This is a genomic window from Gallibacterium genomosp. 1 (assembly GCF_001678575.1).
Taxonomy (GTDB): Bacteria; Pseudomonadota; Gammaproteobacteria; order Enterobacterales; family Pasteurellaceae; genus Gallibacterium.
Genome location: NZ_JTJP01000063.1, coordinates 1 through 14,844, shown reverse-complemented (window position 1 = coordinate 14,844; position 14,844 = coordinate 1). Strand labels below are relative to the sequence as shown.

The window sequence follows — 14,844 nt, the reverse complement described above, 5'->3', positions numbered from 1 at the left end:
GAAAGTAGAAATCTACCACTTGTTGTTTAAATGTTTGGTTATATTTAGTCATAAAAAATCTGCACCTTTGTCTGTTGGATAATAAGTCCAACTTTTGGGGTGCAGATCATTAAAGAGTGGTGTTTTTTTTATCTTCTAAACAATCAACTTAACTTTTTCACTTTAGCCTGTTTAATCATATTATCACTGACTTCCAGAATCTTAATTTTTAAATTACCGATCCGCCATTCTGTACCTTCTTGTGGAATATCTTCCAAATGTTCCAGAATAAAACCGTTGAAAGTTCTGGCTTCATCCGTGTCGAGATGCCAATTAAACATTTTATTTAAATCTCTGATATTAGCCGAGCCGTCAATAATGACTGTGCCGTCTGATTGTGGTTGTACTTCGTCTTCAATAGACGGCAAATTAGAGGTGGTAAATTCGCCGACAATCTCTTCTAAAATATCTTCCAACGTAACCAAGCCTTTAATATCGCCATACTCATCAACAACTAAACCGATACGCTCTTTATTATTTTTAAAATTTAATAATTGTGCATTTAAAGTCGTGCCTTCAGGAATAAAATAAATTTCATCGGCGGCGCGCATTAAGGTTTCTTTGGTAAATTCATTGGTATTGGTCATTAAACGATAGGCTTCACGAACACGTAAAATACCCAGTGCATTTTCATCCATATTTTCTTTGTATAAAACAATTCGGCTATGGGCAGCGTGATTTAATTGACGCATAATCGATTTCCAGTCATCTTCAATATCAATACCGCTGATTTCATTTCGAGGCACCATAATATCTTCAACGGTGACCTTTTCCATATCTAAAATGGAAAGCAGCATCTGTTGGTGAGCGCGCGGAATAAATTTACCGGATTCGTTCACAATGCTGCGTAACTCTTCTGCACTGATGGAATGAGATTTGATGTCCGGTTTTAGCCCGATTAAACGCATTAAGCCGTTAGTAAAGAAGTTGATAAAATAGACTAACGGTAGGAAGATTTTGATCAGTACCGATAAAATATGACTGCTGAAAAAACCTATTTTTTCTGGGTAAATCGCAGCAACGGTCTTAGGAAATATTTCAGAAAAGACTAACATTGCAAAAGTTAGCACACCGGTAGCTATTGCAACACCGGCATCACCGCCCAAGCGTAGACCGATCATTGTCGCTAGCGCGGAAGCCATAATATTGACTAGGTTATTAAAAATTAAGATAAAACTAAGCAGAATATCGGTTTTCTTTAGTAATTTTTCTGCTTTTTGAGCACCACGATTACCTTTATCCGCTAAATAGCGTACGCGGTAACGATTTAATGAAAGCAAGCCGGTTTCCGAACTTGAAAAATAAGCTGAAAGAATAAGTAACAAAATTAACAGAATAAATAATGTACTTATGGGGATACTGTCCAAAATAAAATCCTATATTAAATCAATCATCCGGCGTATTTATATTATGTTATGGAAATACGCCACCTAAATCTCATTTACATCACAATCAAACGACTGCCGAAATAAGCGAAAGTGAGCAAAATCATACCTGAAATCGTGTAAATGATCACTCTTTTTCCACGCCAATGTAATTTGTAATGACCGAATAATAAAATGGCAAAAATAATCCAAGCGATGAAAGAGAAAACTGCTTTTTGGATTTGATCAGCCGAAAAGAAGTTTGGCAGATAAATGCTACCGCTGATTAAGGTGATAGTCAGTAATGCTTCCCCTAAAATCAGCAGTTGAAACAGCTGTTTTTCCACCTTCATCAGTGAGGGGATCATTGGTGAAAAGGTCATTTTTTTCTGTTTCAAGTTGCGATCTAACCAACCAAGTTGCAATGCATATAATGTGCTGATGGCAAAGACGATATAACTGAAAAGTGCCAAAGCAATATGAAACAATAACCCATTGTTTTCGCTTAAATGTTTGATGAAACTGCCCGGAAAAAATGTGGTTCCGACAATATTGATTACGGAAAAACAGTATACGATAGGCAGCACAAACCAGAATGTATTGGTGCGCAGCATTGCCAATGTTGCCACCAGACTGACTAAAACGGAAATTAATGAGGAAACATTGAATAGGGTAAAGTTTTGACCGCCGGCAACGAAGAAACTGTTCATTAATCCAATCAAATGCAACACGATTGCCAAGATCGCACTATGAAAAACCCACTGTTTTCCCGAACGGGTAATATTGTTAGTTTCTCCCTGTTGGACTTTCATTAGTACCGGGGTAATTAATAAGATACTGCTTAAATAAGCAACGATAGCGAACACGCCGATCCACAACATAATTTTTGCTCTCTAAAAAAACATAAGCCTTAAAAAGTTAGCAGTTTTCTATGAATTTTTCCACAGGATTATGTGCAAATGGTGAAAACAGGCAAATTTTCGGTATAATGCCCACTGTTTTTATCTATTTTTCGAGTGTTTTTTAGATTGTCATTGTCAACACTCCGTTTCAGAATCAGGATTTCCTATGTTTGAGAATTTATCAGATCGTCTGTCAAGAACATTGCGTAACATTAGCGGCAAAGGTCGTTTAACCGAAGATAATATCAAAGAAACCTTACGTGAAGTACGAATGGCTTTGTTGGAAGCCGATGTGGCGTTGCCGGTCGTTCGAGAATTTATTAATCAAGTTAAAGAACGTGCTTTAGGTGTTGAAGTAAATAAAAGCCTGACACCGGGGCAAGAATTTATCAAAATTGTTCAAGCAGAGCTTGAAAAGGCAATGGGTGAAGCCAATGAAACGCTTAACCTTGCAACACAACCGCCGGCAGTGATTTTAATGGCTGGTTTGCAAGGGGCTGGTAAAACAACCAGTGTCGCTAAATTGGCTAAATTTTTGCAACAGCGTCATAAAAAGAAAGTGATGGTGGTTTCTGCCGACGTTTACCGCCCAGCGGCGATTAAACAGTTGGAAACATTGGCACAGAGTGTTAATGCAACGTTTTATCCGTCTGATGCTTCGCAAAAGCCGGTAGAGATTGTTAAGTCAGCTTTGGCGGAAGCGAAATTAAAGTTTTTTGATGTATTGATTGTCGATACTGCCGGTCGTTTGCACGTTGATGAAGAGATGATGAATGAAATTAAACAGATCCATCAAGTGCTTAACCCGATTGAAACCTTGTTTACCGTTGATGCAATGACCGGGCAGGATGCCGCCAATACAGCTAAAGCGTTTAATGAAGCCTTGCCTTTGACCGGTGTGATTCTAACCAAAGTGGATGGGGATGCGCGTGGTGGTGCGGCGTTATCTATTCGTCAAATTACCGGTAAACCGATTAAATTCCTCGGTATAGGGGAAAAAACTGATGCTTTAGAGCCATTTTATCCGGAACGAATTGCCTCTCGTATTCTTGGTATGGGCGATGTGCTTTCTTTGATCGAAGATTTACAACGTAATGTTGATCAGGAAAAAGCCGAAAAAATGGCACAGAAATTTAAAAAAGGGGATGATTTCACCTTAGAAGATTTCCGTGAACAACTGCTCGAAATGAAAAAAATGGGTGGGATGATGTCAATGCTGGATAAATTACCGGGAATGCAGAATTTACCGGATCACGTGAAAAATCAAGTAGATGACAAAATGTTCCAGCGAATGGAAGCGATGATCAATTCGATGACATTTAAAGAACGTCAAAATCCGGCCATTATTAAAGGATCACGTAAACGCCGCATTGCTGCCGGTTCAGGCACACAGGTGCAGGATTTGAACCGTATGTTGAAACAGTTTGAAGAAATGCAAAAAATGATGAAAAAAATGCGGAAAGGCGGAATGGCGAAAATGATGCGCGGAATGCAAGGCTTAATGGGTGGTCTTGGCGGAATGGGCGGATTGTTCAGACGTTAAGTTAAAGTGAGTCACTGCAAAAGTGAAAAAGAAGCGCGGATGAAAGATGATGTAGGAGAACAGAAATAGTCATCCGCGCTTATAAAAATCTGCATTTTATTGATTTAAAATGCAGATTTTTTTATGAAGAACGCTATTTATTTTGTCAACAGATCAAATGCTTCCTGATATTTTGCCACAGTTTGATCAATAATCTCTTGAGGCACTTTCGGAGCAGGCGGTTGTTTGTTCCAACCACTGTTTTCCAACCAGTTACGGATAAACTGTTTATCGAAAGATGGCGGATTAATGCTTTCTTGATAGCTGTCAACTGACCAGAAACGGCTTGAGTCCGGTGTCAACACTTCATCCATTAGCGTCAATACGCCGTTTTCATCCAAACCGAATTCAAATTTAGTATCGCAAATAATAATGCCTTTGGTTAAAGCATATTGTGCAGCAGTGGTGTAGAGTGCAATCGCTTTTTCTTTCACTTGTGCCGCTAAATCTTTGCCGATAAGTTTTTCACATTCCGCATAGCTGATATTGATGTCGTGATTACCGATCTCTTCTTTGCTTGATGGGGTAAAAATCGGTTCCGGCAATTTGCTGGCTTCGACCAAGCCTTTCGGCAACGCTAAACCACAGATAGAGCCTGTTTTTTGATAATCTTTCAAACCGCTGCCGGTTAAGTAACCGCGCACGATAGACTCAATTTTGATTGGGGTTAAACGTTTACAAACAACCGCGCGTTTTTCGATTGCTTTCGCTTCCGCTTCCGGTAAAACATCGTACACAGTATCGCCGGTGAAATGATTCGGCATAATGTGGGCAAGTTTGTTAAACCAGAAATTTGAGATTTGAGTGAGGATTTCCCCTTTACGAGGAATTGGATCATCAAGAATAACATCAAATGCGGAAAGACGGTCGGAAGCAACCATCAACATTCTTTTGTCATCAATTTCATAGAGATCACGAACTTTACCGGAGTAGATTTTTTTTAGGCTGATTGTTTGCATAATTAAGATACCTGTCGTAACAAAAAACTGAGCCGAATTATACGCTTATTTATGCAAACTTTCACGCAATCGATTGCTTATTTTATTCAATGCCAACCAATTTATGTGTTTGAATACTAAGCTGCCATTTAATCTCGGCATTTTCGTTAAGTTGCCCAAGTTTCCTAATGGTATCCAGTAGATTCATCTCACCTTGTTGTTCGTAAGGTGAGAGAAAATAATGTTTTGCCTCAATTTTTTTCGCAATTTCTCGACAAAAAGAGAGAATATTTTCATCATCATTGACAATACGAACCTCATCGGCGTGGGTAATACAACGTTGCTGATATTTATGCCGATACAGCCGTTTCGGGCTGGTGGCAATATAATCAATTTGCGGCGGAACCGGTTTTAAGCCATTGGTTTCGATCGCGAGAAAATAACCTAACGTTTTGAAATAACTTAATAATTTTTCTAAATTCGGTTGAATGGTCGGTTCGCCGCCGGTAATGATGATATTTTTTGCGCTAAAAGCCGTAACTTGATCGGCAATTTGTTGCAATGTCATCAATGAAAAGGTTTGATAATCCGTGTCGCACCACGGACAGGCTAAATTACACTTGCCGAAGCGGATAAAAATGGCAGGCATCCCGGTATTAAAGCCTTCTCCCTGAAGGCTTTCAAAAATTTCAACAATAGCATATTCAGTTTGCATTACGCTTCACCATATTCTGCAAAGGAGGTGGGCGTTTCCCATAAACGAATGGAATGAAGATGAAAACCGACATTTTCCTGTAAGCGTTGAAAAATAAATTGCGCTAAATTTTCAGCGGTGGAACGCACCGGTAAAGCGAAAGTTTTTGAGTTAAGCTGTTGTAATAACTGAGCTATTTTAGTTTCTCGTTCACTGCTTTGATCATAAATAAAAGCGTGATCCATCGGTGAAATAATCAGCTCATTGACTGCACGTTTTAAATCGGCAAAATCAATCACCATCCCTTTTTTAGCACCATTATTCTCAGTTTCCCCACTGACGATAACTTGTAATTTATAGGTATGCCCGTGAAGATTTTGGCATTTACCGTCGTGACCGTCTAATAAATGCGCCATATCAAAACTGAATTCTTTAGCGACTTTCAACATTTTTTGCCTCTTTTTCCGCTAAATATTCGTTTAAGCCTTTTTCTCGTAATAAGCAGCTTGGGCAGTGGTGGCAGCCGCCTTCGACACCTTCGTAACAAGTGTGCGTGTGTTGCATCACATATTCCAATCTGCCTAATTGATCCGCTAAAGCCCAGGTTTCTTTTTTAGTCAGCCACATTAATGGCGTAATAATGTTGAAACTGTAGTCCATTGCTAAATTGAGGGTCACATTCATTGACTTAATAAAAACATCACGACAATCGGGATAACCGCTAAAATCGGTTTCGCATACGCCGGTAATAATATCGCTAATTCCTTGACCTTTGGCATAGATTGCCGCATAGAGCAGAAACAGCGCATTACGACCATCGACAAAAGTATTGGGTAATTCACCCTGTTTTTGCTGGATGGTTTCGTTATTATCCATCAACGCATTGTGAGTAATGGACTGCATTAAAGAGAGATCGAGAATGGTCTGTTTCACGCCGAGATCATTGGCTATCCAGCGCGATTTGTCCAATTCAATGCTATGACGTTGACCGTAGTGAAAAGTAATGGCTTCGACATTGCCGTTGCCGTAAGTTTGCAGTGCTTGTAGTAAACAAGTCGTGGAGTCTTGACCGCCGGAAAAAATGACGATTGCTTTTTTGTTTTGCATAAATATTCCTAGTTTTTTTGCGTGGGAGGTTTGCGAACCACGATGAATAAAGGCGGATATTATAGAAAAAAATAGAGGAGATGCGAGATTATTTTAAATTTTGTAGAGAAAATAGCCTATTTGCAGAGAAATAGGCTATCGAGTCAATTATTCTTCTTCTAAAGGTTGAATCAAAATTTTAGAACGGCGTTGATAATTATATTTTTCACGTTTTTCTTGTGGTAAATCTTCAACATTAGCGATTTCAAAACCCCGTTCTTGGAACCAATGAACGGTGCGTGTGGTGAGGACAAACAGTTTTTTGATGCCCAGTGCAACTGCTCGTTTTTGAATATGGCTTAATAGAATATCACCTCGTGAAGAGTTGCGATAATCTGGATGTACAGCAACACAAGCCATTTCTGCCATTTTTTCCTCAAAATAAGGATTTAATGCCGCACAAGCAATAATCACGCCATCACGATCAATAATCGTGTAGTGATCGATCTCCATTTCCAACTGTTCGCGTGAACGTTTGACCAAAATACCTTGTTGTTCGAGCGGATGAATTAAGGCTAATAAACTTGGAATATCCTTAATATTGGCAATCCGCACAATTTCTGAACTTTCTAACGAGATTTGCGTTCCGATACCGTCACGAGAGAAGAGCTCCTGTAACAAAGAACCATCTTCGAGATAGCTCAATAAATGCGCACGTTTCACGCCATTACGACAGGCTTCCAAGGCGGTTTGTAGAAAACGAGCCTCCGAACTGTGATAAGAATCTTTCGCAATGAATTGACGTAAATGCTCTTCTGCAGAAAGTAGGGTGAGATCGGCGATAACTTGCTGATTTTCATCGATAATGCCTTGTTTTTCGCAAAAACCGATCACTTTTTCGGCTTTCAGTTTGATCGCAATTTGTGCTGCCAACTCCTCAAACGCCAAATTAAAGGTTTCGCCGGTTACAGAAACGCCGATAGGGCTAATCACCACAATCGCATTTCGTTCTAATTGTTGCTTGATCCCTTCACTGTCAATTTTCCGTACTTTGCCGCTTAACTGATAGTCAACACCGTCATCAACGCCGATTGGTTGTGCAATAACAAAATTACCGCTGACCACATTTGGTACGCCATTATGCGTAATATTGTTCATTCGCAATGAAAGGCGAGCTGTAATATCGAATTGCAGACTGCCAACGACCTGTTTAACTAAATGCAAAGTTTGTGGATCCGTTATCCTGATATTTTTGTGATAACGCTCTGCAATGTGAGCAAGTGTCAAGGCATCGTTGATCTGTTTCCTAGCACCGAAAACAATCACTAATTTTATGCCTAAACTATGTAATAAACTGATGTCGTCAATAATGTTGCTGAAATTAGGGCTGGAAGTGGTGTTGCCGTCAAGCATAATCACGAAAGTTTTATTTCTATGTGCTGTAACATAAGGTGTGGATTGACGGAACCATTGAACAAGTTCTGTGCTGCGAATCATATTAACTTCCTATTTTTTGAATAATTATGTAATAAAAGTGATTTTATATGCAATTCTTATCGGCTTGCAAGGTAATTTTGCCACTTGTCTGCAAATTAGCGTAATACAATTTTACTCTTGTGGAGGAGTTGCATAGAATAACGCCCAATTTAATAATGAATGAAAAAAAATTATGACAGAACAACAACGATTTACACATTTTCCGACTGTGCGTGAAATGTATCCTTGGGGGCAGGAACAACGTTTTTTAAAGCAGATTCGCCATATTTTACGCTATTTTTTACGTCGCACTTTGACTTATCGTCAAGGAAATCAGCTGATTCAATTTTTGAATCAACATCCGCTTTGGTTGCCGATTTTCCAACGGCAGAAACACCGTTTTCATAGTGTAATGTTTCATTATTGTGATAAGCGTTTTTCAGCACAACAGCGTGTGCAACAAATTGAGTACAGCTTGTTGCAAATGGAGCGTTTATTAGGAGAGGAACGTTGCCGACAACTGATTGCGAACAATTCAATTAAATTAGCGGATCTAGAAAACGGCTTAGGGTTATACCTCAATTTAAATCAAATTGATTTTTATGAAGGCTATTTTTCCATCAATATTCAGGATGGCACCGAGCAACGTTATTATGATGCCTCATTTGCTTTTATTGAAAATAATCAAATACTTATCGCCAGTATACAAGGTCCGAGAGGTGAAAATGCGGCGGAAATTGTTAAATCTTTAACTAAACAGTTGCACGGTATGCGCCCGATGTTTTTATTGGTGGAGTGTTTTAAATGGTTGGCGCAACATTGGCAAATGCAGCTGGTCGGCATTCCTCATCATTATCAAACCAAAATTCGCCTGCACGGCAGCAAAAAAATTTATATGAATTATGATGAATTTTGGCAAGAAAACGGTGCGCAACGTGGTGATAAATATTGGCAATTACCGTTGCAAGTTGAGCAACGTCCGCTGGAAGAAATTCAGAGTAAAAAACGGTCGATGTATCGGAAACGTTACCAATTATTCGAGCAGATTGAGCGAGGAATCAAAGAAAATTGTTGACTGTTTCAGAAAAATGAATAAATTGTTAATTATTCCAATAATTTAGCGTTTAAAAATGTGATATAGGGCAGAGTTATCTGCCCTTTTTTCTACTATAATAAGTCGAAGTTATTATTAGGTAGTTTGGAGTATTTGTTGTTATGTCTGATTCGATTTATACATCGCTAAAAAATTTCACTAAGCATCCAATTGCGGAAGTGAGGAAGAGTAAGGTCGGTTTATTTATCTTTTCACTGCTTTTTGGTTGGGCAATGATGAACTGGTTGAGTGATCCGCTTTTTACACAAACACAGAATTATGTCCTGTTTCTTATTTTTTTCGCTATTTCACTGTGGGTAACTGAAGCAATTCCTCCGTTTTCAGTCGGTATTTTAATTATCGGTTTTCTTGTTTTAATTATGGGACGAAGCGATGCAGAAAATGCTATGCAATATCTGCAAACTTGGTCAGATAGTGTTATTTGGCTCTTTTTAGGCGGTTTTTTCTTAGCAGAAGCAATGAAAAAGACCGAATTGGATATTCTCTTATTAAAACAGATGTTGCCAAAATTTGGTAAAAATCCACAAAATATTCTGCTTGGTTTAATGACGCTAACGGCTGTAATGTCAATGTTGATGAGTAATACTGCCACCACAGCAATGATGATTGCTACTGTAAGCCCACTATTTGTTACATTGGATAAAAAAGCCAATATTTCCCGTGCATTGTTGTTAGGTATTCCGGCGGCGGCTTCGATTGGCGGTATGGCAACGATTATCGGTTCAGCACCGAATGCGATTGCTGTCGGCGCATTGGAAAATATCGGTTATCACATCTCTTTTCTTGAATGGATGCTTATGGGAACACCGGTTGCCGTTGTGCTGATTTTAGTTTTTTGGCGTGTTCTGATTAAACGTTACCGTATCAGCGCAAAAGAGAAGTTGGAATTTAATTTTCTGCAAGAAGTTAAAGAAGTGGAAACAGCGGAAGAGGAAAAAGAACATCGCACGCAAAAAACAATCGTGTTGGTGATTTTGGCGATTACACTGTTTTTCTGGTTGACAGCAAAATGGTTCGGAATGCCGATCGCTGCCGCTTCAGGTATTCCTATCGTTGGTTTAACAATGCTTGGCGTGCTTGATTCGGATGATGTGCGTAAATTGCCGTGGGATACCTTAATGCTGGTTGCCGGCGGTTTAGCGTTAGGTTTAGCGATTGAAGAACAAAAAATTGCGACGCATTTTGTCAATCAATTAAGCCACGTTCATATCAGTTTTATGATGTTGTTGATTTTATTTGCATTTATTACTGTTGTGTTATCTAACTTTATGAGTAACACGGCTGCCACCACGATTTTAATTCCAGTTGGCTTATCGTTATTAAAAGTTTTTTCCGGTGATGTTTCTCCGGCAATTTTGCCGTTAGTCATTGGGTTAAGCGCATCGTGTGCGTTATTTTTACCGGTTTCAACTCCACCAAATGCTATTGCATTTAGTACTGGCTTAATTCGTCAAGCGGAATTCCGCTTGGGAGGTATTGTGGTTGGTTTACTCGGCCCGGCACTTAGTATTATTTGGGTAATGGTAATAATGGCGGTTTATTAATTCTTGAGTTGTCAAACTTCGTGTAATACCTTATAAGGTGTTTGTTAATCTAAATATTCGTGAGGTCGATGATTGAATTCATCGACTTTTTTCTTGAATCTCCGACTTCATTGATTGCTCTTTTACTGTTCCAACATATCCCCGTAGTAATGTATTTGATTATTATGAGCTATTGAAGGTGTAAAACCATTATCTTTTCCGTGTCTATTAGAAATATGTTTATGATAAGTGTTCATTGTTTAATCCTTATTGAGTTTGGAAATTTAATAATAGATTAAATTAATGAACACTTCTTTTTTATATATTTCAGTTGAGTTTAAAATTTAAGCTATAGAAAATTGAGACGACTATAATTTTTTCTACTTTGAATAAAAATATTTCTATATCGAAAACAATTTATTTATTAAATTTTATCTTTAAAAGTGCGGTGTTTTTTATTTCATCTTTTCCATACTAATAACTATACAAAACTATACCTATTAGAGCTATAGGATATGTCAATGAAATTTATTGAGTTCTATCAATATTTTTTTACCCATAATTATGAATACTATGCCGATAATTTCTAACTTTCTATTCTATAAGGGAGAATCTTATGAAACCTCAATCGTGGTTATTTACATTTATTGGTGCAGGTGCCGTCGCTTATCTAGGGACGGTGGCATATATCCACCACTTTGATAAACAAGAAACACAACGCCGTTTGCAAGAAAGCCAAATTACTGATCCTCAGCAACATGCCGTTGAAACCGTGCTATATAATAATGGCTGTCAATATTGCCATAGTAACAATGCTAATATGCCATTTTATGCAAAATTGCCTATCGCTAGCAGTTTAATGGATAAAGATATTAAGCAAGGGCAATCCCATTTTTTGTTGGATAACATTACCGATTATCTTAATCAACCTCAACGCATTTCTGCGGCGGATTTAGCGAAACTTGAAAGTGTTATTCAAAATAACGAAATGCCTATTCATTCTTTCAAAATGGTACATTGGGGATCAGGTTTAAACGAGCAAGAGAAAGCAACCTTGATTGATTGGATTCATAAAGTTCGCCAAGAATACCAACTTCCTGCAAACACCTCTGGTACATCAGCAGAACGTTTTGTACAACCTGTGCCACAAAGTTTGCCGGTTAATCCTGCCAAAGTGGAACTAGGTAACGTGCTTTATCATAGCACAGCCTTATCTGGCGATGGGACGATTGCTTGTGCTAGTTGTCATAGTTTAAATACGGGTGGTGTGGATAACCTTGCTACTTCTACCGGAATTAAAGGACAGAAAGGAGGCATTAATGCACCGACTGTCTATAATGCTGTTTTCAACTTTGCTCAATTTTGGGACGGTCGTGCAGCAAATCTAGCCGAACAAGCTGGTGGGCCTCCTTTAAACCCTGTAGAAATGGGAGCAGAAAATTGGCAACAAATTGTTGATAATCTCAACAAAGATGAGTCGCTCAAACAAGCCTTTGAAAAAATTTACCCGGAAGGTTTTAATGAAAAAAATATTACTGATGCCATTGCAGAGTTTGAAAAAACTTTAATCACGCCAAACAGTCCATTCGATCGTTATTTACAAGGTGATGAAAATGCATTAACTGCAACACAAAAAAATGGTTATGCGTTATTCCACCAATATAAATGTGATACTTGTCATACTGGCACTAATTTAGGTGGTCAATCTTATGAATTAATGGGATTAAAAGCAGATTATTTTGCTGATCGCAATAAACCATTAACAGAAGCAGATGACGGTCGCTTTGCACAAACGAAAAATCCTTATGATAAACATCGTTTTAAAGTGCCTACATTGCGTAATGTTGCACTTACCGCACCTTATTTCCACGATGCAAATGCACAAGATTTAACCCAAGCAGTGGAAATGATGTTGAAATATCAAAGTGGTGTAAGTTTATCAAAAGAGCAAGTGAGCGATATTGTTGATTTCTTACATAGTTTAACGGGAGAATACCAAGGAAAGCCGTTAACAAATGAGAATATACAATCCTCTCAATCAACAAAATAAAGCTTGTCGTTGAAATCTAAAACGAGGTATAACTAGGTAAAAGTGAAAAACATTTAGCTATTATAGATAACGTAATATCATTAAAGCTAAAAGTAAAAATAGGCTAAATAGCCATTCAAGCCATTGACAAACCTATGATATTTTATCGTAGGTTTGTTTTTATCATTCAATCTATTAATAGAATGTTTGGCTTAATGTTGTTTTGCATTCAGTATGTTTTGTTTGTATAAATAATTAGTAGTTTGATACTTATTAAAAATGTTTTCTTAATGGGTATTTTAATAAGAGATTTAATATTTTACGTTAATTAATTTTTTCTTTTGAATAGATTGGGTTGCAGCCGAAGCAATACAAATTGCTCTTGCTGGAAGTTCACAAAGAATGCTGTTTTTGTGTTGTTGTAAATGTTCAAAAATACTTTGTGCTTCTAATTCTACAGCACGAGTCAGCCAATAAGGGCAATGTTCATTGGGTTGACCATATTTTTGGATCCCTTTACTACTTTCTCGTAAAGATAGATCAGCTTCAAATTCGTTATACATATTAAACTGTTGGCGTTTTCCGTTAGCGAAAGTGATTGTGACAGTGGAAGTGAAGAAATTAATCATCATTGAGCCTAGTTCACCGTGAATGGCAATATCCCATTTAGGCAAGCGATATGCTGTTCCCATTTCTAAAGATCCGAAAACGCCATTTTTAAATTGTAGCAATAATTGAATAATATCGTGATGGTCAGGCGTTTCTAAATGTGCTCGATTAGTAGATTGTGCAAAAACAGCTTCAACTTCACCAATTAACCAAGCAAGTAAATCTAATTCATGTATTTCATGAAAGAGTTTTCCTCCAGTTAGTTGAATATCATTTTTCCACCAATCTTTTTGAAAAATAGGATTTATCCAGCGTTGGCGATTTGCTCGTACTACCGTTATTTTTCCCAATGTTTGTTGTGTTAATAATTGTTTTGCTTGTTGTAAGCCTGGTAATACACGCAAACAGTGTCCAACAAAAAGCGGTACATTATTTTCTTTTGCCATTTGTATCAGTTGATGGGCATCTTGTTCATTAATCGTGAAAGGTGTTTCAATAAATACGGCACAACCTTTTTGAATGGCAATTTCTGCAAGTTGGCGATGGCTATAATTGTAGGTGGCGATAAGCACGAGGTTGACTTTCTGTTGAGTAAGTAATGTATTTAAATCGGCATAGGCTTGTGTTTTGTATTGTTCGGCGATGTTTTGTGCTAGGTTTATCTGTAAATCGGTTACACCAACCAATTTTGCGGGTAATTTATTAAATACAGAAGCAAGTTGTTGACCGAAGAAGCCACAACCAACAAGAGCAACATTAATATTGTCCATTTTCTTTTTCCTTTTGTTGTAAGCGTTGACGTAGAGTACGAAAATAAAGTAGTACGGCGTGTTGGAAACGATTAATATCGCGTGCCTCTACAGCATCTACCCATTCACGATAGTGCAACGCTACCTCTTGAGCTGAGAGAGTTATAGTTGGCAAGTTTTCCTCTTGTAAATTGAATATTTGCCAGAAAGCGTCTAGATATTGTGACAAAAGTGGATTATTTATGGCTTGATAGGTCTGTAGCTGAATTTTATATTCTAGTTCGCTAGAGAATAGGTTTTGTCTAGCCAATTGTTGTAATTCTAAGCTTAACTGTTGCAGTTGATCGACTTCTATATCACTAATATTGGCAATAGCAAGCGGAGCAAAACCATATTGCAGAATTTCACGAATATCTAAGATATCTAATAAATATTTTATATTATTTTGTAGTTGTAATTGTGTATGAAAAGCAAGGCTTTGAATCATTGGTGTGAGCGAGGATTCGCTGATAAAAGTTCCTACACCGTGCCGAATATCTAAAATATGCAATGCTTCTAATGATTTAACAGCTTCTCTTAAACTAGATCGGCTGACATTTAAATATTCCATTAGCTCATTTTCAGTAGGCATTAGATCGCCTGCTTTTAAACCTTTATTAAGAATTAATTGTTTAATATCTTCTTGTAAGGCCATATTTTTTACTTTTTTTTCTGATTTTTTCATTTTTGTGATCTTTAT

Annotated in this window: 13 protein-coding genes and 1 riboswitch; of the genes, 4 read left to right on the top strand and 9 right to left on the bottom strand. The window is 37.7% G+C overall.

Translation table 11 applies throughout. The features are described 5' to 3' along the window. Positions 1 to 143: 143 nt before the first annotated feature. Positions 144 to 1,406, bottom strand: a complete 1,263-nt coding sequence (locus QV04_RS10435; RefSeq protein WP_013745369.1) for an HlyC/CorC family transporter — start codon at positions 1,404 to 1,406, stop codon at positions 144 to 146. Between the two features lie 74 nt (positions 1,407 to 1,480). Next, a complete protein-coding gene (locus QV04_RS10430) occupies positions 1,481 to 2,284 on the bottom strand; it encodes a cytochrome C assembly family protein (RefSeq protein WP_018347110.1) in 804 nt (267 codons plus the stop codon). A gap of 187 nt (positions 2,285 to 2,471) precedes the next feature. Here QV04_RS10430 and ffh point away from each other — a divergent pair, with 187 nt between their 5' ends. After that, positions 2,472 to 3,848 (top strand): signal recognition particle protein, encoded by a 1,377-nt coding sequence (gene ffh / locus QV04_RS10425; RefSeq protein WP_065233441.1) that lies wholly within the window; start codon positions 2,472 to 2,474, stop codon positions 3,846 to 3,848. Between the two features lie 137 nt (positions 3,849 to 3,985). Here ffh and QV04_RS10420 read toward each other — a convergent pair whose 3' ends face one another. From QV04_RS10420 to argA, 5 genes are all read right to left on the bottom strand, one after another. After that, entirely contained in the window at positions 3,986 to 4,846 is an 861-nt protein-coding gene (locus QV04_RS10420; protein ID WP_039094868.1) for a phosphoribosylaminoimidazolesuccinocarboxamide synthase, read from the bottom strand. Between the two features lie 82 nt (positions 4,847 to 4,928). Next, positions 4,929 to 5,540: a 7-carboxy-7-deazaguanine synthase QueE gene (locus QV04_RS10415; RefSeq protein WP_039087763.1), complete on the bottom strand. Its 612-nt coding sequence runs from the start codon at positions 5,538 to 5,540 to the stop codon at positions 4,929 to 4,931. Beyond that, positions 5,540 to 5,968, bottom strand: a complete 429-nt coding sequence (queD, locus tag QV04_RS10410; protein ID WP_039081570.1) for a 6-carboxytetrahydropterin synthase QueD — start codon at positions 5,966 to 5,968, stop codon at positions 5,540 to 5,542. The genes QV04_RS10415 and queD overlap by 1 nt, the downstream gene beginning before the upstream one ends. After that, positions 5,952 to 6,626 (bottom strand): 7-cyano-7-deazaguanine synthase QueC, encoded by a 675-nt coding sequence (gene queC / locus QV04_RS10405; RefSeq protein ID WP_013745363.1) that lies wholly within the window; start codon positions 6,624 to 6,626, stop codon positions 5,952 to 5,954. Before queC ends, queD begins: the two co-directional genes overlap by 17 nt. Positions 6,627 to 6,628: 2 nt before the next feature. Further along, positions 6,629 to 6,673: riboswitch (PreQ1 riboswitch) on the bottom strand. A 100-nt stretch (positions 6,674 to 6,773) separates the two neighbouring features. Further along, positions 6,774 to 8,099 carry an amino-acid N-acetyltransferase gene (argA, locus tag QV04_RS10400; RefSeq protein WP_197494827.1) on the bottom strand — a complete coding sequence of 442 codons (1,326 nt, stop codon included), beginning with the start codon at positions 8,097 to 8,099 and terminating at the stop codon, positions 6,774 to 6,776. 175 nt (positions 8,100 to 8,274) lie between these two features. Between argA and QV04_RS10395 the strand changes: the two genes are divergently transcribed. From QV04_RS10395 to QV04_RS10385, 3 genes are all read left to right on the top strand, one after another. Then, positions 8,275 to 9,156, top strand: a complete 882-nt coding sequence (locus QV04_RS10395; protein ID WP_039094859.1) for a VirK/YbjX family protein — start codon at positions 8,275 to 8,277, stop codon at positions 9,154 to 9,156. A 140-nt stretch (positions 9,157 to 9,296) separates the two neighbouring features. Beyond that, positions 9,297 to 10,739: an SLC13 family permease gene (locus tag QV04_RS10390; protein WP_231924151.1), complete on the top strand. Its 1,443-nt coding sequence runs from the start codon at positions 9,297 to 9,299 to the stop codon at positions 10,737 to 10,739. A 595-nt stretch (positions 10,740 to 11,334) separates the two neighbouring features. After that, on the top strand, positions 11,335 to 12,768 hold the full coding sequence (locus QV04_RS10385) for a cytochrome-c peroxidase (RefSeq protein ID WP_065230908.1): 1,434 nt from the start codon (positions 11,335 to 11,337) through the stop codon (positions 12,766 to 12,768). A 290-nt stretch (positions 12,769 to 13,058) separates the two neighbouring features. Here QV04_RS10385 and QV04_RS10380 read toward each other — a convergent pair whose 3' ends face one another. Together QV04_RS10380 and QV04_RS10375 are read right to left on the bottom strand one after the other, a co-directional pair. After that, positions 13,059 to 14,126, bottom strand: a complete 1,068-nt coding sequence (locus tag QV04_RS10380; protein ID WP_013745358.1) for a Gfo/Idh/MocA family protein — start codon at positions 14,124 to 14,126, stop codon at positions 13,059 to 13,061. Next, positions 14,113 to 14,829, bottom strand: coding sequence for a FadR/GntR family transcriptional regulator (locus QV04_RS10375; RefSeq protein WP_039169931.1), 717 nt, complete (start codon positions 14,827 to 14,829; stop codon positions 14,113 to 14,115). The genes QV04_RS10380 and QV04_RS10375 overlap by 14 nt, the downstream gene beginning before the upstream one ends. Positions 14,830 to 14,844: the final 15 nt, after the last annotated feature.